This is a genomic window from Streptomyces sp. NPDC037273, from assembly GCF_055603625.1.
Genome location: NZ_JBVJVO010000008.1, coordinates 131,716 through 152,055, shown reverse-complemented (window position 1 = coordinate 152,055; position 20,340 = coordinate 131,716). Strand labels below are relative to the sequence as shown.

The 20,340-nt window shown below is 72.2% G+C and carries 15 protein-coding genes and 1 tRNA gene; 5 read left to right on the top strand and 11 right to left on the bottom strand.

All coding sequences use genetic code 11. The features are described 5' to 3' along the window. Nucleotides 1-3 precede the first annotated feature (3 nt). The 4 genes from ACZ7G1_RS22355 to ACZ7G1_RS22340 form a co-directional block, all read right to left on the bottom strand. Entirely contained in the window at nucleotides 4-1,971 is a 1,968-nt protein-coding gene (locus ACZ7G1_RS22355; protein WP_470874112.1) for a PTS fructose transporter subunit IIABC, read from the bottom strand. Next, a complete protein-coding gene (gene pfkB, locus ACZ7G1_RS22350) occupies nucleotides 1,968-2,921 on the bottom strand; it encodes a 1-phosphofructokinase (protein ID WP_470874111.1) in 954 nt (317 codons plus the stop codon). Before pfkB ends, ACZ7G1_RS22355 begins: the two co-directional genes overlap by 4 nt. Next, the gene (locus ACZ7G1_RS22345) at nucleotides 2,918-3,679 is read right to left on the bottom strand and encodes a DeoR/GlpR family DNA-binding transcription regulator (protein ID WP_470874110.1); all 762 of its coding nucleotides are present in this window, start codon (nucleotides 3,677-3,679) and stop codon (nucleotides 2,918-2,920) included. The genes pfkB and ACZ7G1_RS22345 overlap by 4 nt, the downstream gene beginning before the upstream one ends. Nucleotides 3,680-3,915: 236 nt before the next feature. After that, entirely contained in the window at nucleotides 3,916-5,451 is a 1,536-nt protein-coding gene (locus ACZ7G1_RS22340) for an MFS transporter (RefSeq protein WP_470874109.1), read from the bottom strand. Nucleotides 5,452-5,513: 62 nt separating this feature from the next. Between ACZ7G1_RS22340 and ACZ7G1_RS22335 the strand changes: the two genes are divergently transcribed. Further along, complete coding sequence (locus ACZ7G1_RS22335; RefSeq protein ID WP_470874107.1) at nucleotides 5,514-6,473, top strand: helix-turn-helix transcriptional regulator; 960 nt, start codon at nucleotides 5,514-5,516, stop codon at nucleotides 6,471-6,473. Between the two features lie 94 nt (nucleotides 6,474-6,567). Here the strand turns inward: ACZ7G1_RS22335 and ACZ7G1_RS22330 are convergent, their stop codons facing one another. Both ACZ7G1_RS22330 and ACZ7G1_RS22325 read right to left on the bottom strand, forming a co-directional pair. Beyond that, nucleotides 6,568-7,569 (bottom strand): sigma-70 family RNA polymerase sigma factor, encoded by a 1,002-nt coding sequence (locus ACZ7G1_RS22330; RefSeq protein WP_470874106.1) that lies wholly within the window; start codon nucleotides 7,567-7,569, stop codon nucleotides 6,568-6,570. Between the two features lie 329 nt (nucleotides 7,570-7,898). Then, nucleotides 7,899-8,687: a dioxygenase family protein gene (locus ACZ7G1_RS22325; RefSeq protein ID WP_470874105.1), complete on the bottom strand. Its 789-nt coding sequence runs from the start codon at nucleotides 8,685-8,687 to the stop codon at nucleotides 7,899-7,901. Nucleotides 8,688-8,788: 101 nt separating this feature from the next. Between ACZ7G1_RS22325 and ACZ7G1_RS22320 the strand changes: the two genes are divergently transcribed. Beyond that, complete coding sequence (locus ACZ7G1_RS22320; protein WP_470874103.1) at nucleotides 8,789-9,295, top strand: MarR family winged helix-turn-helix transcriptional regulator; 507 nt, start codon at nucleotides 8,789-8,791, stop codon at nucleotides 9,293-9,295. Nucleotides 9,296-9,339: 44 nt separating this feature from the next. Here ACZ7G1_RS22320 and ACZ7G1_RS22315 read toward each other — a convergent pair whose 3' ends face one another. Then, complete coding sequence (locus ACZ7G1_RS22315) at nucleotides 9,340-10,869, bottom strand: MFS transporter (protein ID WP_470874101.1); 1,530 nt, start codon at nucleotides 10,867-10,869, stop codon at nucleotides 9,340-9,342. A gap of 87 nt (nucleotides 10,870-10,956) precedes the next feature. Continuing rightward, complete coding sequence (locus tag ACZ7G1_RS22310; RefSeq protein WP_470874099.1) at nucleotides 10,957-11,622, bottom strand: TetR/AcrR family transcriptional regulator; 666 nt, start codon at nucleotides 11,620-11,622, stop codon at nucleotides 10,957-10,959. 291 nt (nucleotides 11,623-11,913) lie between these two features. On the opposite strand from ACZ7G1_RS22310, the gene ACZ7G1_RS22305 reads away from it, so the two are divergent. Beyond that, nucleotides 11,914-13,185, top strand: a complete 1,272-nt coding sequence (locus ACZ7G1_RS22305; protein ID WP_470874097.1) for a M6 family metalloprotease domain-containing protein — start codon at nucleotides 11,914-11,916, stop codon at nucleotides 13,183-13,185. On the opposite strand, the gene ACZ7G1_RS22300 is transcribed toward ACZ7G1_RS22305, so the two are convergent. Next, nucleotides 13,172-14,794, bottom strand: a complete 1,623-nt coding sequence (locus ACZ7G1_RS22300) for a class I adenylate-forming enzyme family protein (RefSeq protein ID WP_470874096.1) — start codon at nucleotides 14,792-14,794, stop codon at nucleotides 13,172-13,174. The two genes, ACZ7G1_RS22305 and ACZ7G1_RS22300, sit on opposite strands and share 14 nt — an antisense overlap. Before the next feature lie 115 nt (nucleotides 14,795-14,909). Here ACZ7G1_RS22300 and ACZ7G1_RS22295 point away from each other — a divergent pair. After that, nucleotides 14,910-14,982 (top strand) — tRNA-Arg (locus tag ACZ7G1_RS22295). A gap of 48 nt (nucleotides 14,983-15,030) precedes the next feature. Here the strand turns inward: ACZ7G1_RS22295 and ACZ7G1_RS22290 are convergent. Beyond that, entirely contained in the window at nucleotides 15,031-16,716 is a 1,686-nt protein-coding gene (locus tag ACZ7G1_RS22290) for an MFS transporter (protein ID WP_470874396.1), read from the bottom strand. A gap of 386 nt (nucleotides 16,717-17,102) precedes the next feature. Continuing rightward, a complete protein-coding gene (locus tag ACZ7G1_RS22285; RefSeq protein WP_470874095.1) occupies nucleotides 17,103-19,391 on the bottom strand; it encodes a D-alanyl-D-alanine carboxypeptidase family protein in 2,289 nt (762 codons plus the stop codon). Between the two features lie 183 nt (nucleotides 19,392-19,574). Between ACZ7G1_RS22285 and ACZ7G1_RS22280 the strand changes: the two genes are divergently transcribed. Continuing rightward, nucleotides 19,575-20,276, top strand: a complete 702-nt coding sequence (locus ACZ7G1_RS22280) for a GOLPH3/VPS74 family protein (protein WP_470874093.1) — start codon at nucleotides 19,575-19,577, stop codon at nucleotides 20,274-20,276. The last annotated feature ends 64 nt before the right edge of the window (nucleotides 20,277-20,340 follow it).

Sequence of the window (20,340 nt, the reverse complement as noted above, 5' to 3'; positions counted from 1 at the left end):
GGATCAGGCCGCGACGGTCACCTCCCGCTCGGCCGTCGCGTCCTCCGCCTGCTCCGGCGCGGTCCTGCGGGCGCTCTTGAGGAGGATGACGAGACCCGCGCTGGCGGCCGTGCCGGCGGCGATGGCGAGGAGGTAGAGCAGCGGGTTGCCGATGAGGGGGAGGACGAAGAGGCCGCCGTGCGGGGCGCGCAGGGTGCATTCGAAGGCCATCGAGAGGGCGCCGGTGACGGCGCCGCCGGCCATCGCCGCCGGGATGACCCGGAGGGGGTCGGCCGCGGCGAAGGGGATGGCGCCCTCGGTGATGAAGGAGGCGCCGAGGACCCAGGCGGCCTTGCCGTTCTCGCGTTCCGTACGGGTGAAGAGGCGGCCCCGCACGGTCGTGGCGAGGGCCATGGCGAGCGGCGGCACCATGCCGGCGGCCATCACGGCGGCCATGACCTTGAGGGAGCCCTCGTTGGGGGTGGCGAGGCCGCCGACGGCGAAGGCGTACGCGACCTTGTTGAGCGGACCGCCGAGGTCGAAGCACATCATCAGGCCGAGGATGACGCCGAGGATGATCGCGTTGGCGCCGGAGAGGCCGGACAGCCAGTCGGTGAGCGCCTTCTGGAGCGAGGCGATCGGCTTGCCGATCACCAGGAACATCAGGAAGCCCACGACGATCGAGGACAACAGCGGGATCACGACCACGGGCATGATCCCGCGCAGCGCCGCCGGGATCCGGACGCGTTGGATGGCGAGGACGGTGCCGCCCGCGAGGAGACCGGCGGCGAGGCCGCCGAGGAAGCCCGCGTTGATGGTGAGCGCGATCGAGCCGCCGACGAAGCCGGGCACGAGACCGGGGCGGTCGGCCATCCCGTACGAGATGTATCCGGCGAGGACCGGTACGAGGAAGCTGAACGCGAGCCCGCCGATCTGGAACATCAGGGCGGCCCACGAGTCGGCCTGGCCCCAGGCGAAGTGCTCGGCGACGGACGGCGCCTTGTTGATGTCGTAGCCGCCGATGGCGAAGCCGAGGGCGATGAGGAGTCCGCCGGCGGCGACGAACGGCACCATGTAACTGACGCCCGACATGAGCCACTTGCGGAGCTTGGTGCCGTAACCCTCTTCGGGCTCGCCCGTGTTCTCGACGGGGGTGGGGTGCGCGGCCGTGGAGATCTCGCCGCGTTCGGCCTTGCCCCGGACCTCGGTGATCAGTTCGGCGGGGCGGTTGATGCCGGCCTTGACGCCGACGTCGACGGTGGGCTTTCCGGCGAAGCGTTCCTTCTCCCGTACCGGCACGTCGTGCGCGAAGATCACGCCGTCGGCGGCGGCGACGACCGCCGGGTCGAGCCGGGTGAAGCCGGCCGATCCCTGCGTCTCGACGACCAGTTCCACCCCGGCCGCGTGCCCGGCCTTCTCCAGGGCTTCGGCCGCCATGTAGGTGTGCGCGATGCCGGTGGGGCAGGAGGTGACGGCGACGATACGGAAGGGAGCCTCGGGAGCGGCAGCCGCCGGTGCCTCCGGTGCCTCCGGTGCCTCGGGAGCCTCCTCCCCCGCGATCAGCGCCGCCGCCTCCGCCGCCGAGGTCGCGGAGCGCAGCGCGCCCGTGAACTGCTCGTCCATCAGGTGGCGGGCGAGGGAGGAGAGGATCGTGAGGTGGGCGTCGTCCGCGCCGGCCGGGGCGGCGATGAGGAAGATCAGGTCGGCGGGGCCGTCCGGGGCGCCGAAGTCGATGCCGGTGGCCGAGCGGCCGAAGGCGAGGGTCGGCTCGGTGACGTGGGCGCTGCGGCAGTGGGGGATGCCGATGCCGCCGTCGAGGCCGGTCGGCATCTGGGCCTCGCGGGCGGCGACGTCGGCGAGGAAGCCGTCGAGGTCGGTCACCCGGCCGAGGGCGACCATGCGCTCGGCGAGCGAACGGGCCGCCGCTTCCTTGCTGTCGGCGGACAGGTCGAGTTCGAGATCGACCAGGTCCGCGGTGATCATTCTGCTCATCGCGGGCTCCCTTGCTCGCTGAGTACTCGGTCGAGGGGTACGTCGGCGGTCACCGTGACCGAGGACGGGTTCAGGTCGCCCGGGGTGGGCATCTGGCTGCCGGGCAGCTGGACGGCTGCGGCGCCGTGGGCGAGGGCCGCGGCGAGGGCCTCGGGGCCTTCGCCGCCCGCGGCGAGGAAGCCGGCGAGGGAGGCGTCGCCCGCGCCGACGTCGGAGCGGACGGCCGAGACGGCCGCGTGGCCGAACCAGACGCCGGTCGCCGAGACGAGCAGCTGCCCGTCGGCGCCCAGGCTGGCGAGTACGGCTCCGGCGCCGAGGTCGCGCAGTTCCTCGGCCGCCTTGACGGCGTCGCCGACGGTGGCGAGCGGGCGGCCGACGGCCTCGGCGAGTTCGTCGGCGTTGGGCTTCACGACGTCGGGGCGCGCGGTGAGGGCGGCGAGCAGGGAGGGGCCGGAGGTGTCGAGGGCGATCCGGGCGCCGGCGCCGTGGGCGCGGGTGACGAGCCGGGCGTACCACTCGGGGGCGAGGCCGCGCGGGAGGCTGCCGCAGCAGGCGATCCAGTCGGCGGCGGGCGAGTGGGCGCCGACGGTGGCGAGGAGGGTCTCGGATTCCTCGGCCGTGAGCTCCGGGCCCGGCGCGTTGATCTTGGTGAGGGTGCCGTCGGGTTCGGCGAGGGCGATGTTGGAGCGGGTGTGTCCGGCGACCGGCACGGGCGCGACCTCGATGCCCTGTCCGGCGAGGAGCTGGGCGACCAGCGCGCCGGGCGCCCCGCCGAGCGGGACGACGGCGATCGTGCGGTGGCCGGCGGCGGCGACGGCCCGGGAGACGTTGACGCCCTTGCCGCCGGGGTCGACGCGTTCGGCGGCGGCGCGCAGCACCTCGCCGCGTTCCAGGGCGGGGACCTCGTAGGTCCGGTCCAGGGAGGGGTTGGGGGTGACGGTGAGGATCATGCGCGGACGACTTCCGTTCCGGCCGCCTCGATGGCGGCGGCGGCCTCGGGGCTGAGGCCGCTGTCGGTGATGAGCAGGTCGACATCGGTCAGGTCGCCGAAGCGGGCGAAGTGTTCCTGGCCGTGCTTGGCGGAGTCGGCGAGGAGCACGACCCGGCGGGCGGAGGCGAGGACGGCCCGCTTGACGGCCGCTTCGGCGAGGTCGGGGGTGGTGAGCCCGTGTTGGGGCGAGAAGCCGTTGGCGCCGAGGAAGGCGACGTCGGCGCGGATCTCCCCGTACGCCCGCAGGGCCCAGGCGTCGACGGCGGCGCGGGTGCGGTGGCGGACGCGTCCGCCGACGAGGTGGAGGTCGATGCCGGGGTGGTCGGCGAGCCGGGCGGCGGCGGGGAGGGCGTGGGTGACGACCGTCAGCGCGCTGTCGAGGGGGAAGTCGGCGGCGAGGCGGGCGACGGTCGATCCGGCGTCGAGGACGACGCTGCCCTCCTGGGGCAGTTCGGCGAGCGCGGCCCGCGCGATGCGGTCCTTCTCGTCGGCCGCCGTCGACTCCCGCTCGGCGAGGTCGGGCTCGAAGTCGAGCGAGCCGGCCGGGATGGCCCCGCCGTGCACCCGCCGGACGAGCCCGGCCCGGTCGAGGGCCTTGAGGTCACGCCGTACGGTCTCGGCGGTGACCTGGAACTCCTCGGCGAGGGAGAGGACGTCGACGCGTCCGCTCTCGCGGGCGATCCTCAGGATCTGTTGCTGACGCTCCGGTGCGTACATGAGGGTTTACGTCCGTTCGATGCCCGAACCTGTGGTTTCAGCATCAGGCTACGCCCGCCCCTCGGCGAAGTAAACGCATTCGGGCATCTGGACGGACACAAACGGGCATCGAGCGGGGATTCGGGCCGAAGGGCCCCGCACGGGCGCACCGCAGGGCCCCCACGGATACGCCGAAGGGCCCCGCCCCCGGGATGTCTCCCGGGACCAGGGCCCTTCGGTTGCCGCCCGCGGGCGGGTCAGTGCGCGAGCACCGGCTCCTTCTCGACGGCCTCGGGGGCTTCGTCGCCCTCGCCGCCGCCTTCGAGGTGCTGCTTCGGCTTCGAAGGCAGGGCGAACATCACGAGGAAGATCGCGGCGAGGACGCCGGCCGCCCAGCCGAGGGAGTTCTGGAAGGCCTCGGAGAACGCCGCCCCCACCTCGGCCGGGGCCTTGGCGAGGCGCTCGTCGTCGATGACGCCGAAGAAGACGACCGAGACGAGGCCGAGGCCCAGCGCGTTGCCCATCTGGCCGGTCGTGTTGATCAGGCCCGAGGCGGAGCCGGCGTGCTCGCGCGGCACCTCGGAGAGCACGGCGTCCGTCAGCGGGGCGACGATCAGGCCCATGCCGAGACCCATGACCACCAGCGGCGCGATCATCTGCCAGGAGTGGATCCCGGTGCCGTAACGGTTCGCCTCGAACATGTAGAGCAGGATGCCCGCGACCATCGTCAGCGCGCCCGCCTGGAGCACCTTGCGGCCGAAGCGCGGGACCAGCTTCTGCACCGAGAGGCCGGCGGCCGTCGAGACGGCGATCGAGAACGGCACGCCGGTCAGACCGGCCTTCAGCGGGCTCCAGCCGAGCCCGATCTGCATGTACAGCGTCCAGACCAGGAAGAAGATGCCGAGCACGACACCGAAGGTCAGCTGCACCGCGATACCGGCGGCGAAGCTCTTCACCTTGAACAGCGACAGCTCGACGAGCGGCGAACCGTCCTTCTTCGTCTTGTACTTCTCGTACGCGACGAGGGCGGCGAAGACCAGCAGGCTGCCCGCCATCATCAGGTGGCCCCACAGCGGCCAGTCCAGCTCACGGCCCCGGGTCAGCGGGTAGATCAGCATGAGCAGCGCGGCCGTCACCAGGAACATGCCGACGATGTCCAGCTTCAGGGCCTTCGGCGCCTTCGACTCGGAGATGAACTTCCTACCGAGGAGCAGACCGGCGATGCCGACCGGCAGGTTGATCAGGAAGATCGGACGCCACTCCAGGTCCGCGATGTTCCACTGGGTGAGCAGCGCGCCGAGCAGCGGGCCGGAGACGGCGCCGAGGCCGATGATCGCGCCGAACATCCCGAAGACCTTGCCGCGCTCGTGCGCGGGGAAGGTGACGTGGATGATCGACAGGACCTGCGGGACCATCATCGCGGCCGCCGCGCCCTGGAGGAGGCGGGAGGCGACCAGCATCTCCTGGTTGGCCGCGAAGCCGCAGAGCGCCGAGGCGAGGGTGAAGCCCGCGGTGCCGAGGAGGAAGAGGCGCTTGCGGCCGTAGATGTCGCCGAGCCTGCCGCCGGTGATCAGGCCGGCCGCGAAGGCGAGGGCGTAACCGGCGGTGATCCACTGGATGGCCCCGAAGGAGGCGCCGAGGTCCCGCTCGATGCTGGGGATCGCGATGTTGACGATCGTGGCGTCGACCAGATCCATGAAGGCGGCCGTCATGACGATGGCGAGGGCGATCCAGCGCCGCTTGTCCGCCGTGTCCGTGGGGGCCGCATCCGTGACGGCGTCGTGTGAACTCATGAGTTGAAGATAGAACTCATCTAGGTCAAATGATGTCCTAGATGGGCACCATCCTGGAAGACATGACGGATACCCCGGTACGACTCCTGAATCTGCTCTCGCTCCTCCAGACCCCGCGCGAGTGGCCCGGCAGCGAGCTCGCCGAACGGCTCTCGGTCTCCCCCCGCACCATCCGCCGGGACATCGACCGCCTCCGCGACCTCGGCTACCCCGTCGAAGCGACCCTCGGCGCGGTCGGCGGCTACCGGCTCGTCGCCGGCACGGCCATGCCGCCGCTGCTCCTCGACGACGAGGAGGCCGTCGCCATCGCCGTCGGCCTCCGGGCCGGCGCCGGGCACGCCATCGAGGGCGTCGAGGAGGCGTCCGTACGGGCCCTGGCGAAGCTGGAACAGGTCCTGCCCGCCCGGCTCCGCAACCGCGTCTCCACCCTCCAGAACGCGACGATCCCGCTGGTCAGGGGCGACGGCGCGACCGTCACACCCGCCACCCTCACCACCATCGCCGGCACCGTCACCGGACACGAGCGCCTCCGCTTCGGCTACCGCGCCGGGGACGGCACCGAGACCAAGCGCCTCGTCGAGCCCCACCGGCTGGTCTCCACCGAGCGCCGCTGGTACCTCGTCGCGTACGACCTCGGGCGCGAGGACTGGCGCACCTTCCGCGTCGACCGGGTCAGCGAGCCGTTCGCCACGGGGGCCCGCTTCACCCCGCGCGACCTGCCCTCCGGCGACGCCGCCACCTTCATGGCACGCTCCATGGCCCGCGCCCAGGGCGAGGTCGACCTCGACGTCTCCTTCGCCGCCCCCGCGGAGACCGTCGCCGCCCGCCTCCCGTCCCACCTCGACCCCACCCCCGAGGGCCCCGACCGCTGCCGGCTCCGCGCCCGCGTCACCGACTCCGTCGAATGGCTCGCCGTCCGCCTCGCCCTCATGGACGTCCCCTTCACCATCCACGGCCCGGAGCCCCTGGTCACGTACACGCGGAACATGTCGACGAGGCTGGCGGCGGCGCTGCCCGGCTAGCCCGCGCCGCCCCGTCCCGCGCGGGCAGCGCGAAGGGCCCGGGGACGTCCGTCCCCGGGCCCTTCGCCGTGCTCCGACCCGCCCGCCGGCCGGGCTAGGCCACCGCGTCGAAGCCCGTGTCGTGGGCCATGCGCTTGAGTTCGAGGAGGGCGTGCTTCTCGATCTGGCGGATGCGCTCGCGGGTGAGGCCGTGCTGCTTGCCGACCTCGGTGAGGGTCCGCTCGCGGCCGTCCTCGATGCCGTACCGCATGCGGATGATGGAGGCGGTGCGGTGGTCGAGCTTGTCGATGAGGTCGTCGAGCTCCTCGCTGCGGAGCAGGGTGAGGACGGACTGCTCGGGCGAGATGGCGGAGGTGTCCTCGAGGAGGTCGCCGAACTGGGTCTCGCCCTGGTCGTCGACGGACATGTTCAGCGAGACGGGGTCGCGCGCCCAGTCGAGGACGTCGGTGACCCGCTCGGGCGTGGAGCCGAGCTCGGCGGCGACCTCCGCGGGCTCGGGCTCGCGCCCGTGCTCACGGTTGAACTCACGCTGGACGCGCCGGATGCGGCCGAGCTCCTCGACGAGGTGGACGGGGAGCCGGATGGTGCGGGACTGGTCGGCGATGGACCGGGTGATGGCCTGGCGGATCCACCACGTGGCGTACGTGGAGAACTTGAAGCCCTTCGCGTAGTCGAACTTCTCGACCGCGCGCACCAGGCCCGCGTTCCCCTCCTGGATCAGGTCGAGCAGCGGCAGCCCGCTGCGCGGGTAGCGCCTGGCCACGGCCACGACGAGCCGCAGGTTCGACTTGATGAAGAGGTCCTTGGCACGCTCGCCCTCGGCGACCAGCGCCTGGAGCTCCTCACGGGTCGCGCCGCCCGCCTCGGTCTCTATCTCCCCGTCGAGGATCTGCTGGGCGTAGACACCCGCCTCGATCGTCTGGGAGAGCTCGACCTCCTTGGCGGCGTCGAGGAGGGGCGTGCGCGCGATCTCGTCGAGGTACATGCCGACCAGGTCGCGGTCGGCGATCTCCCCGCCCACGGCGCGAACGCTGCTTGCCCGTGCGGCTCCGCTCGTGGCGGAGGTCTGACGACGGGCGACGGCACGGGTTGCCATGCGTGCTCCCTTGCTGAGTAGGTCGCGACACCCTTGCGGGTGCCCTGCATCCGACGGAAACAACGACTGGAATCAGGACAGAATTCCCACCCGGCACATGGATTTTCGCGATCATGCAGTATCCTGCGCGGCCGCCGCCCCCGAGGGCACACCGCCGGCACCCACGGAGGTGCAGGTCAGACCGGGCACGGAGGGTGATTCGGCGCCCCTCGCGGACCTGCCGACCACACCGTCGGTGAGACCGCCGTCACATGCGGCGCCACCCCCTCAGACGCCACTTCCGGCCCGACGGTTGCCTCGCCCCGCGCCGCGGGCCCGGAGCCGTCGGATCAGCCGAACTGCACCGAGCGCTTCGCGAGCCCCATCCAGAAGCCGTCGATCACGGAGCGCTCCGCGTCGAGGTCGCCGGACTCGTCCGCCGCGCCCATGGTCACGAAGAGCGGCGCGAAGTGTTCGGTACGGGGGTGGGCGAGGCGGCCGGCGGGCGACTTGTGCTCGAAGTCGAGGAGGGCGTCGACGTCCCGCGCGGCGAGGGCCTCGTGCCCCCAGGCGTCGAACTCGGCGGACCAGCCGGGGACGCCGCCGCCGGTGTGCCGGAGGGCGGCGAGGTTGTGGGTGAAGAAGCCGCTGCCGACGATCAGGACGCCCTCGTCGCGGAGGGGGGCGAGCCTGCGCCCGATGTCCATGAGCCGCCTCGGGTCGAGGGTGGGCATGGAGATCTGGAGCACGGGGATGTCGGCCTCGGGGAACATCTCGACGAGCGGCACGTAGGCGCCGTGGTCGAGCCCCCGGTCGGGGATGTCCTGTACGGGCGTGCCGGGCGCGCGCAGCAGCTTCCGCACGGATTCGGCGAGCCGCGGGGCGCCGGGAGCCCCGTACTGGACGCGGTAGTAGTGCTCGGGGAAGCCCCAGAAGTCGTAGACGAGCGGCACGGTCTCGGTGGCGCCGAGGGCGAGCGGCGCCTCCTCCCAGTGGGCGGAGACCATGAGGATCGCCTTGGGGCGCGGGAGGTCCGCGGACCAGGCGGCGAGTTCGCCGGGCCAGACGGGGTCGTCGGCGAGCGGCGGCGCGCCGTGCGACAGGTACAGGGCGGGCATCCGTTCCGACGTGACGTCCATGGCGACGACCTCCGGCTCCTCATCAGGGTTCTTGAAACTTCAAGCTAACGGCCCGCCCACCGTAACCCCATATAGTTCAACTTTCAAGAATGAGTCGTACGATGGGCACCATGGGAGACATGACCGAACCCCGCTGGCTCAGCGACGAGGAGCAGCACGTCTGGCGCGCCTACCTGCACGCCACCACGCTCCTCGAGGACCACCTCGACCGCCAGTTGCAGCGCGACGCCGGGATGCCGCACATCTACTACGGGCTCCTCGTCCAGCTCTCCCAGGCCCCGCGCCGCCGGCTGCGGATGACCGAGCTGGCCAAGAGCGCCAAGATCACCCGCTCCCGCCTCTCCCACGCCGTCGCCCGCCTGGAGAAGAACGGCTGGGTCCGGCGCGAGAACTGTCCCTCCGACAAGCGCGGCCAGTTCGCCCTCCTCACCGACGAGGGCATGGAGGTCCTCCGGCACAACGCCCCCGGCCACGTGGCGGCCGTGCGCCAGGCCCTCTTCGACCGCCTCTCCCCCGAACAGGTGACACAGCTCGGCGCGATCATGCGCGTCATGGCCGAGGGCCTGGAACCGACGGACGCGGACGCGGACCTGCCCTGGCTCCGCTGAGGCAGCGGAACCAGGGCAGGCCTGACGGGGGGACTACCGCGGGGTCAGTGCGCGACCACCGGGATCTTCACCTCGTCGTCCGCGCCCGCACCGGACCCGGCGACGGCGCCGGAGCCCGGCTTGCCGGTGTTGATGAGGACGAAGGCGATCGTGGCCGAGACGACCAGGATGCCGACCGCCCACCAGATGGCGGCGGCGTAGCCCTCGACCATGCCCTGGAGCTGGAGCAGCTTCTGCGCGGCCGGAGTGGTCGCGCCCGCCGCGTGGTCGGTCAGGTACGCGGTGGTCGCCGAGGCGGCGATCGTGTTCAGCAGGGCCGTACCGATGGCGCCGCCGACCTGCTGCGAGGTGTTGACCATCGCGGAGGCCACACCGGCGTCCCGCGGGTCCACGCCGAGCGTGGCGAGCGACATGGCCGGCATGAACGCCGTACCCATGCCCAGGCCGAGCAGCAGCTGCGCGGGCAGGATCAGACCGGCGTACGAGGTGCCGATCTCCAGCTGCGTCAGGAGCAGCATGCCGGCGGCGGCCGTCAGGAAGCCGGGGGCCATCAGCAGCCGCGGCGGGACCCGGGTCATCAGGCGCGTGCCGATCTGGGTCGAGCCGACGATCATGCCCACGATCATGGGCAGGAACGCGAAGCCCGTCTTGACCGGCGAGTACCCCTTCACGACCTGGAGGTAGTACGTGAGGAAGAGGAACAGGCCGAACATCGCGATGACCGCGAGACCCAGCGAGAGGTAGACGCCGCCGCGGTTGCGGTCGGTCACGACGCGCAGCGGAAGCAGCGGGAACTTCACCTTCGACTCGACGAGCGCGAAGGCGAGCAGCAGCACGGCGGAACCGATGAACAGGCCGATCGTGCCGGCGTCGCTCCAGCCCGCGGACTCGGCGCGCGTGAAGCCGTAGACGAGCGCGACCAGACCGGTGGTCGACAGGATCACGCCGGGGATGTCGAGCGGCGAGCGGTTGCGGCCGCCGGCCGGCTCACGGACGACGAGGTACGCGCCGACGGCGGCGACCACGGCGAACGGGATGTTGACGAAGAACGTCCAGCGCCAGTTCAGGTACTCGGTGAGGAAGCCGCCGAGGATCAGGCCCACGGCGCCGCCGCCACCGGCGATCGCGCCGTAGATGCCGAAGGCCTTCGCGCGCTCCTTGGCGTCGGTGAAGGTCACCGCGAGCAGCGAGAGCGCGGCGGGCGCGAGCAGCGCGCCGAAGGCGCCCTGGAGCGCGCGGGCGCCGAGCATCATGGCCTCGCCGGTCGCGGCGCCGCCGAGCGCGGAGGCGGCGGCGAAGCCGATCAGGCCGGTGACGAAGGTGCGCTTGCGGCCCCACAGGTCGGCGATGCGTCCGCCGAAGAGGAGCAGACCGCCGAAGGCGAGGGCGTAGGCCGTGATGACCCACTGCCGGTTGCCGTCCGAGATCCCGAGGTCCTGCTGGGCGGAGGGCAGGGCGATGTTCACGATCGTCGCGTCGAGCACGACCATCAGCTGGGCGAGGGCGATGAAGATCAGGGCTTTCCAGCGGCCGGGGTCGGCCTGGATCGCGGTGGTCTCGGGTGTTTTCGGCATGGGTGTAGCCACCTCTTGGCGCGTACGGTGCGAAAAAGGACGTAAGGGGGTGCGGTTACGTAAGTCGGGGGGAGGTCCGGACGCCGCTCACTGCGCGGAGCACGCGTCGCGTCTCAGGTCCTCCAAGGTCGCGGCCTTTCCTGGCAGCTGCGAGCGGGCGGGGGTCTCCAGGCCGTCGAGGAACAGCTGCAGATGACGGTGGACGAACTGGTCGAAGGCCCCGCAGCCCGAGCCGGGCAGCGGGCGGGTCAGCTGGGAGAGCGCCACCATCAGGTCCCCGACACCCACGTCGGTACGGAGGCGGCCGGCGCGCTGGGCCCGCTCGACGAGGCCCTCCACGGCCTCCTCGAGGCGCTCGCGTTCGGCGATCAGGTCCGGGTGGTCCTTGTCGAAGGCGCCGTCGAGCATCGGGCACAGGGCTCCGACCCGCTCGTCGGCGGCGCCGTGGGTGAAGCGGGCGAGGGCGGCGAAGGTGTCGCCCTCCTCCTCGCCGGCCCGCTCCGCGATCTCGGTGACCCGGGCCATGAGCGAGAGGACGACCTCGTGCACGAGGTCGGCCCGCTCCGGGAAGTTCCGGTAGAGCGTGGCGTTCCCGACGCCGGCCCGGCGCGCGATCTCGTCGTACGGCACCTGGGAGCCGAACTCGACGAACATCTCGCGGGCCGCCGTCACGATCCGCTCGCGGTTGCGCAGGGCGTCGGCCCGCGGCCTGGGTACGCGGCGGGCGGGCGCGGTGTCGGCGGTGCTGGTCACGCCACGGCCTCCTCACACTCACTCGGAACATCCGGGGAAGGACTCCCCACTTCGCTGAACACAGGCTTAAACGGGGACACGCTCCCCGGTTATTTCCCTCTTGCGATGTGACCTGCGTCACAAGCCAGCGTCTCCGCGGAATACCCACGATCGGATCACCCGGCGCGCGCCCCCGCCCCACCCGTCACAGGCTGATCGCACGACGCGGAGCCGCCGCAGGGCCCGCGCCGCACGACGCGGAACCGCGCAGGGTCCGCGCCGCCGACCTGCCCCCACCGGAGAGGCGCCCGTATGCAGCACCCCCGCCGACGGATACGCAGACCCGTCGCCCTGGCAGCGATCACGGCCCTCTCGCTCACGCTGCTCGCCTCCGCGAGCACCACCCTCCCCGGCCCCGCCCCCGCGACGGCCGGCCCGGTGGCCGCCGCGCCCGGCGCCGCCCAGCTGGGACCGTGCCGCATCGCCACCACGATGGGCGTGCAGATGTCGGAGGGGCTGCCCACCGCCCCCGGATACGTCCGCTCCACGGGCCGGGTCAGGGCCCTCAACCTGATGATCGACTTCCCCGACGCCCCCGGCGACGGCACCGCGACCGCCCGCTTCCGCGAGTTCTTCCCGCAGACCGCCGACTGGTTCCGCACCAGCTCGTACGGCCGCCTCCGCTACCACGCCGAGGTCCCGATACCCGACTGGCTGCGCATGCCGCGCGCGTTCTCCGCGTACGGGATCGAACGCGGCTCACCGTACGAGCCCGGCTACCGCTCCCTCGTCGAGGACATCGTCAAGGCCGCCGACTCCCGGGTCGACTTCAGCGCCTACGACCTCGTCAACATCCTGGTCACGCCGAACGCCGGCCCCTCCGCCCTCGACACCGTCCTGTCCGTCACCTTCTCCGGCAACGACGACGCCCCCTACGCCGACGGCGTCCCCCTCGCCAACACGTCCTTCGTCTACAGCCGCCAGGACGACGGCTCCGGCAGCCTCGCCGAGACCGGCTACCGCGTCCTGCCCCACGAGAACGGCCACGTCTTCGGCCTGCCCGACCTCTACACCTCGGACGGCGGCGGCACCGTCGGCCACTGGGACATCATGTCCGAGGACTGGGGCGCCAACAACGACCTCCTCGGCTGGCACAAATGGAAGCTCGGCTGGCTCGACAACGACCAGGTCAGCTGCGCTTCCAGCCCCGGCACCGGCGACTACACCCTCACCCCGCTCGCCACCCCCGGCGGCCCCAAGCTCGCCTTCGTCCCCCTCTCCGGCACCTCCGGATACGCCGTCGAGGTCCGCAGCAAGGACGGCAACGACGAAGCCGTCTGCGAGCAGGGCGTCCTCGTCTACCGCGTCGAGTCCGACGTCGACACCGGCCACGGCCCCGTCACCGTCTCCGACAGCGACCACGCCAGCGGCGGCTGCACCCGCCGCGCCAACGTCCACGCCGAACTCTCCGACGCCCCCTACCGCCCCGGCGAGACCTTCACCGACCGCGCCAACGGCATCCGCATCACCGTCCTCGACGAGGACGCCACCGGCGCCTACCGCGTCCGCGTCACCCGCCGCTGATCTCCTCCCGGAGCTCCCGCTTGAGGACCTTCCCGGTCGGGTTCCGCGGCAGCTCCCCCTCCCGTACACGGATCCGGGCGGGCACCTTGAACGCGGCCAGGCGCGCCCCCACATGGGCGCGCAGCCCCTCCACGTCGACCCGGGCCCCGGCGCGCGGCCGCACCACGGCCACGACCTCCTCGCCGAGCAGCGGATGCGGCACCCCGAGCACCGCCACGTCGGCGACGTCCGGATGCTCGTGCAGCACGCCCTCCACCTCGACGCAGTACACGTTCTCGCCGCCCCTGATCACCATGTCCGTGATCCGGTCGACGACGCTCACCCGGCCCTCGCCGTCCACCCGCGCGAGGTCCCCGGTCCTGAACCACCCGTCCTCGGTGAACGCCCCCCGCGTCGCCTCCTCGTCACCCCAGTACCCGCGGATCAGACACTGCCCCCGCAGCCACAACTCCCCCACCCCGGCCGCGTCCGCCCCCTCGATCCGCACCTCGGTCACCGGCGAGGGCCACCCCACGCTCCCCGGATGCGCCCGGTACTCGGCCCCCACGTTCGACAGCACCCCGCCGCACGTCTCCGTCAGCCCGTACCCGTTCCGCGGCTCGACCCGCTCCCCGTACCCCGCCACGATCCCCGCGACGATCCCGGGCGGCGCGGCGGCCCCACCGGTGCTCAGCAGCGTCAGGCTCTCCAGCGGATCCCCCGCCTCCCGCGCCGCCTCCAGCAGCTGCAGAGCCGTCGTCGGCACCCCCGCGTAATGCGTGACGCCCTCCTTCCGGATCAACTCCAGGGCGACACCGGCATCCCACTTCCGCATCATCACCAAGGTCCCGCCGGCCGCCATCACGGCATAGAACGAGGTGAACGCGGCCACGTGGAAGAACGGAAACGTCGTCAACGACACGATCGCCGGCCCGCTCCCCGGCACCTCCCCCCGCGCCAGCGCCGCGGCCGCGGCGAAGTACCGCGGATTCATCGCGGCCCCCACCTGCGCGAGATGCGTGGCGACGGCCCCCTTGGGCCGCCCGGTCGTCCCCGAGGTGTAGATGATCGTGGCGTCCTGCTCGGGCAGCACCTCGACAAGCGGCGGCCCCAGCAGCGGATCGTCCTCGACGACGTACGCCCGGAACCCCTCCTCCGCCTCCCCCCGGAAGACGATCCCCGGCACCCCGTGCTCGGCCGCCCAGGCCCGCACCCGCCCGACCCGCTCCCCGTCGACGAGCAGCACCCCCGGCGCGCAGTCCCCCAACGCGTACGCGAACTCCCCCTCCGTCCACCACGCGTTCATCGGCACCGCGACCAGCCCGGCCAGCTGCGCCGCCCAGAACGCCACATGCCACTCCGGCACGTTCCGCATCGCCACGACCGCCCGGTCACCGGGCCTCAGCCCGTACTCCCCCACCAGCCTCCGCGCCAGCCCGCACGCCGCGTCGAAGAACTCCCGGTACGTCCACCGCGCGTCCTCGGCCACCAGGAACACCCGGTCCCCGAACGCCCACGTCACCTCCACGAACTCCCGCAGCGTCCGCGGCCCCCCGACGTACACCCCACCCTCCACCTCGAAGGGCCCCCCACCGGCCGTGAGCCGCTCCACTCCGCCACCCACCACCACACAACCCTCCTAAGCGCTTGCTTACCCAGCCCCGCGACACTATCTCCCCGTCCCCCCACCCCACCACCCGCTACACTGACGGCGGCGACCAGACCCCACCGGTCCATCGCCGAACGCCTTCGTAGCTCAGGGGATAGAGCACCGCTCTCCTAAAGCGGGTGTCGCAGGTTCGAATCCTGCCGGGGGCACGTGTGTGTGAAGACCACCTGGCGATGTCGCCGGGTGGTCTTCGGCGTTCAGCGGAGTTCTTCGGGGCAGGCGGTGCCGCGGGAGAGCTTGTAGGGGGCGGCGAGGCGGTAGGTGCCGGGGGTGGGGGCGATGAGGGTGGTCCATTCGTCGCCCTGGTGGTCGGCCTCGGTCTTGAAGAGGCAGCCGTTCTTGTTGGCGAAGACCTTGGGGAGTTCGGAGTCGGACTCCTCGCGGGCGAGCTTGGAGGCCTCGGTCTCCTGGGGGGCTTCGAGCTTGGCGCCCTGGTCGTCGACGAGGGCGAGCCAGGGGGAGTAGGGGACGCGGATGAGGACGCGGCCGGGGCGGTCGACGCGGATGACGACCTCGTTCTCCTGGGCGCTGAGGACCCGGGCCGGCGGGGTGGCGAGGGGGGTCGGGTTCTCGACCTCGTAGAGGCGCCAGTTCGCGTCGGCCCAGACCTGCTTGAGGTAGGGGAGGCCGCCCTCGACGAGTTCCGCCTCGCGGGCGGCGCCGGAGTCGGGGGCGCCGGTGGGGAGGACGACGTAATGGACGGCCCAGCGGTCGAGCCAGTCCTGGTAGTTCGCGGCGTCGAGGGTGTCGTCGTAGAAGAGCGGGTTGCGCTCCATGTCGGCCTGGCGGTTCCAGCCCCGGGCGAGGTTGATGTACGGGCTGAGGGCGGAGGACTCGCGGTGGCTCGAGGCCGGCACGACCTCGACGCGGGCCTTGCGGGCGTCGCGGACCTGGAGCTGGTTGACCAGCGGGGCGAGCTCGCGGGCCCAGGAGGCGTCCGGGGCGGTGCGGATGACGTCGTCGACGCCCTTGAAGCCGATCCAGAAGTTCAGGCCGGCGAAGGCCAGCAGGAGGGCGTACCAGCGGCGTGAGCGGGGCGCCGTGTACGGCAGGGCGGCGAGCAGCACGACACCGGCGAAGAGCATCGGCAGCCGCGAGATGTTCGAGCCGATCTGCGAGTCGATCAGCCAGGTGAGCAGCGTGCCGACCGTGTAGACGGCGGCGGCCGTGCGGACCGTGCGCCAGTCGGCGGGGACGAGCAGGAGGACGAGCACCCCGAAGAGCAGGGGCAGCGCGGTCGAGCCGAAGGCCATCGGCTGCGTCCCCGAGAAGGGGAAGAGCCAGGACGACAGGGCGACCACGGCCACCGGGGCCAGCCCGAGGGCGTACGCGCCGGGGCGCCGCTTGTTCAGGAAGAGCGCCGCCGCCGCGATGCCGAGGAACAGCCCGGCGACCGGGCTGCACGCGGTCGCGAGACCGGCGAGCGGGGCAGCCACCGCGGCCTTGGCCCAGCGTTTGCGGCGCCAGCGGTGCGGCCAGCAGAAGACGGCGGCGACCGCGCCGAGCGCGAACATCATGCCGAGGCCGAAGGTGACCCGCCCCGACAGGGCGTTGCACAGGAAGGCGAAGACGCCCGCGACCGAGCAGGCCAGCGGATTGCGGACCGCCGGCACCCGCACCAGGATCAGCGCCGTCAGCGCCGCCGACAGGGTGCCCGCGACCATCATCGTGCTGCGGACGCCGAGCAGCGACATCAGATACGGCGAGACGACGCTGTACGAGACCGGGTGCATCCCGCCGTACCAGGCCAGGTTGTACGCGGAGTCCGGGTGCCGTCCGACGAACTCGGCCCAGGCGTCCTGCGCGGCCAGGTCGCCGCCGCTGTTCGCGAAGAAGAAGAACCAGAGGAGGTGGGTGAGCGCGGCGAGCCCGGTCGCCGCCATCACCGTGTAGCGGCGCTTGCGCCGTGGCCGGGCGGCGGGCGGCGTCGTGGCGGACGGATGCGGCGCGGGCGCGGGCGCCGGCCGCTGGGTCGGCAGCACTATTCGCGCGTGCGAAGAGGGCCGGGTATCGGTGCCGGATCCGCCGTCGGCGTCAGCGGCGTCGCGGCCGGTGTCGCGGGCTTCGCGTGGGTCACGGGTCTCACCGTAGACGTCGGGGTCGGAGTCCGCGCGGTCGGCGCGTGTCGGCTCGGCGGTGGTCACTGCGGCCCTTTCCCGTGCTTCCCGTCTCGCTGCCCGCGTAGGTCACGCGCTGCTTCTCGTCCCCCGAAGACGCTAACAGCCGGGTGCCCCGGAATTCCGGGGTACCCGGCCGCGCGGCCGTGCGGTCAGCCCAGACGCTTGAGCTTCTTGTCGAAGCCGGGCTCGACGAGGTCCGACTTCAGGGCGACCGGGGAGCTGACCTTGCCGGCGCCGGTGCCGATGGACACCTGGCCGACGATGTCGCCCGCCTTGCCGGAGTGCGGGACGGCCTTGCCGCCGTCGGTGAGCTCCAGCTTCACCTCAAGGCCCGGCCAGCCGATCGCCTTGAGCTCCTTGGTCGCCACCACCGGCGTGCGGCCGCCGAGGCCGTCGTCGATGTAGCCGAGGACCTGGCCCTTCTTGACCACGGCCGCCGAGGTGACGTCCTTCTGCGCCTGCTTGATCAGCTTCAGGCTGTAGTCGATCGAGAGCTGGAGCTTGTCGTTGAGGATCTTGGCGTCCTTCGCCCCCATAACGATGCCGAGGATGCGGCGGTTCTGGCCGTCCACGACGGTGTTCGCCGACCAGAGCAGGTTGCCGCCGGCAGGGGTGGAGGAGCCGGTCTTGATGCCGCTCACACCGTCTTCGAGCAGGATGTTGTTGTTGTTCTCGATCCGGCCCGGGATGCCGTCGACCGTCATGTTCGGCATGTTCACGATCTCGCGGAACACGTCGAACTGCATGACCGCCTTCGCCAGCCGCAGCTGGTCCTGCGGGGTCGACATGGTGGTGTCGAGCAGACCGGACGGGTCGGTGTAGACGGACTGGGTCATGCCCAGCTCCTTGGCCGCGGCGTTCATCTTCTCGACGAACGCGGCCTCCGAACCGGCGTCCCAGCGGGCGAGCAGCCGCGCCACGTTGTTCGCCGAGGGGACCATCAGGAGCTCCAGAAGCTCCTTCTGCGAGTAGGTCTGGCCCTCCTTGACCGCCGCCGTCGACTCGTGCGCCGCGCCCGCCTGCTCGGCGGCCTTCCGGTCGATCGTGATCTCGGGGCCCTGCTCCTTGCCCTTGATCGGGTGGTCGCGGAGGATCACATACGCCGTCATCGTCTTCGTGACGCTCGCGATCGGGGCCGGCTTCTGCGGGCCGTACATGCCCATCGACCCGACGCCCTCGACCTCGATGGCGCCCTGGCCCTCGTTGGGCCACGGCAGGTTCAGCGCGCCGCCCTCGAAGGTGTACGTCGGCGCGGCCGACAGGTCCAGCTGGGGCGCGGGCAGCGGCCTGACCATCTGCACGATCGCAAAGACGATCAGCAGAAGCAGCACCAGCGGCGTCCAGATCCGCACCCGCCGCAGCGTCGTCCGCACGGCCGTCGGCTCCGGCGGCGGCGTGTTCGTCAGCTCCGCCAGCAAGTCCAGCGGCGGCAGCGGCGGCAACGGCTGCTGCCGGGTCCGCTCCGGCTCCGTCAGCCCGGCCGGCTGCGCCGCCTGCTGCGCTGCCTCGGCGGGCTTGGGCTGTACGGGGGCGGGCGCGGGCGCCTGCCGCCCGGCCCGCGCCTCCTCGGCCTTCCGCTCGGCGGGGATGTCCGCCCGCAGCGGCAGGAACGTGCTGGTGCGCTCGCTGTCGGAGTCCGCGGTCAGATCCCGCGGAAGCTTCAGCGCGGTCGTCGGCTGGTCCACGACCGGCGGACGGACCATCTTGAACATGGCCGTCGGCTGGTCGACTGGCGTGTCGTCGGACTTGCCGGCCTCGGCGGCGGGCTTGTCGGCCGCGGCGGCGGGCTTGTCGGCCTCGGCGGCGGGCTTGTCGGCCTCGGCGGCGTCCGGCTTCCGGGCGGCGAACCACGAGGCGGCGGGAGCCGACTCCCCGGCGTCCACGGCGTCCACGACGGGCTCCTCGTCGCCCTCGTCGTCGCCCTCGTCGTCCGTGTCGGGCTCGGACGCGTCGTCGGCCTCCGGCTCGTCGTCGGCCTCGGGCTCGTCCTCGGGCTCCGGCTCGGGTTCGTCGTCCGGCTCGTCGGCGTCGTCGGCGTCGTCGGCCTCAGGGGCGTCGTCGTCGTCCTCGGGAGCGTCCACGGAGCCCTCGGGGGCCTCGGAGGCCGTCCCGGAGGCCTCAGGGGCCTCCGCGGCCCCGTCGTCGGCGGCCGTGGCCACCCACGCCGCCACGGCGGCCTTGAGGCGCGCGCTCTCGGGCTCGGGCTCGGCGGCGGAAGCCTCGGCGGCCGGCTCGACCGCGTCGTCCTCCGGGGTCCGGGGGGCCAGGGTCTTGAAGACGGCGGTGGGCTGGTCGACCTGGACCGGTGAGGCCGAGGGCGACGGGGACTCTGACTCGCGGAGCACGGAGAGCCGGGGATCCCGGCCGCCGCCCACCGGGGTCGCCGTCTCCTGAGACGACCCCTGCTGCTCCGACTTGTCGGGGGACTCGCCCGCCACCGTGCCTCCTCCATGCGTCATACGTACGTCCGAACCGTCTACCAGTGTCCTGTGTGAACCCCTTGGCTCCCGTGCTAGACGAGAACGACATACCTACTGGTTCCCGGATGAAGCACCCAGGCACTCTCGACAGATGAATGTGAGAGGGGTCACCCTGTCATTCATCCACGCGGGGAGGCATGGATGGGCAGGAGCCGCAGAACCATTCCGGAAGAGCTTCTGCTGCTCGCTCTGGACCCGACCACGGGTACCACAGCGCAGCCGCAGTCGCTCGACCTCGGTCTGGCCGGAGCACAGCTAGTGGAGCTGGCGCTGGCAGGCCGGATAGCCCCAGACGGGGATCGTATCGCCGTGGTGATGCCACGGCCGACCGGAGATCCGACCTTGGACTCCGCACTGGAGCTGCTGCGCAGGCGCGGCAGCCCGGTCCGGGCCGTCCACTGGATCGGCGGACCCCGACTGGGGCTCCGTCAGACGTATCTCTCGCATCTGGAGCGATGCGGCATGGTGCATGCCGTGGAGACCCAGATGTGCGGGGTGTTGCCGACGACTCGCTACCAGGCGACGGACACGGCGATCAGCCGGGAGATCAGGGCCCGGCTGGACAGTGCGATCCGCACCGGCGTACCGCCGGACCCGCGGACCGCGGCGCTCGCCGCACTGGCCCACGCGGTCGGTCTCGGCAAGCACCTCTACCCCGGCAACGAAGGACGGTCGTCGCGGTCCCGGCTGCGCGACCTGATCCGGCACGACCCGATGGGCGGTCTCGTGGCGCACGCCGTCATGGACGTCCAGAACGGTGCCGCGGCGCAACCGCGCCGTGCGCCGGCGGCGGGTGTTCCGGCACAACCGCGGGGCGGCATGGCCCGCGCGGCGGTGCACTGAGCCACCGCCTCCGACGAGGCACAGCACCACGTACCAACCCGGGAGCCGCACAGGTGTGCGGGGC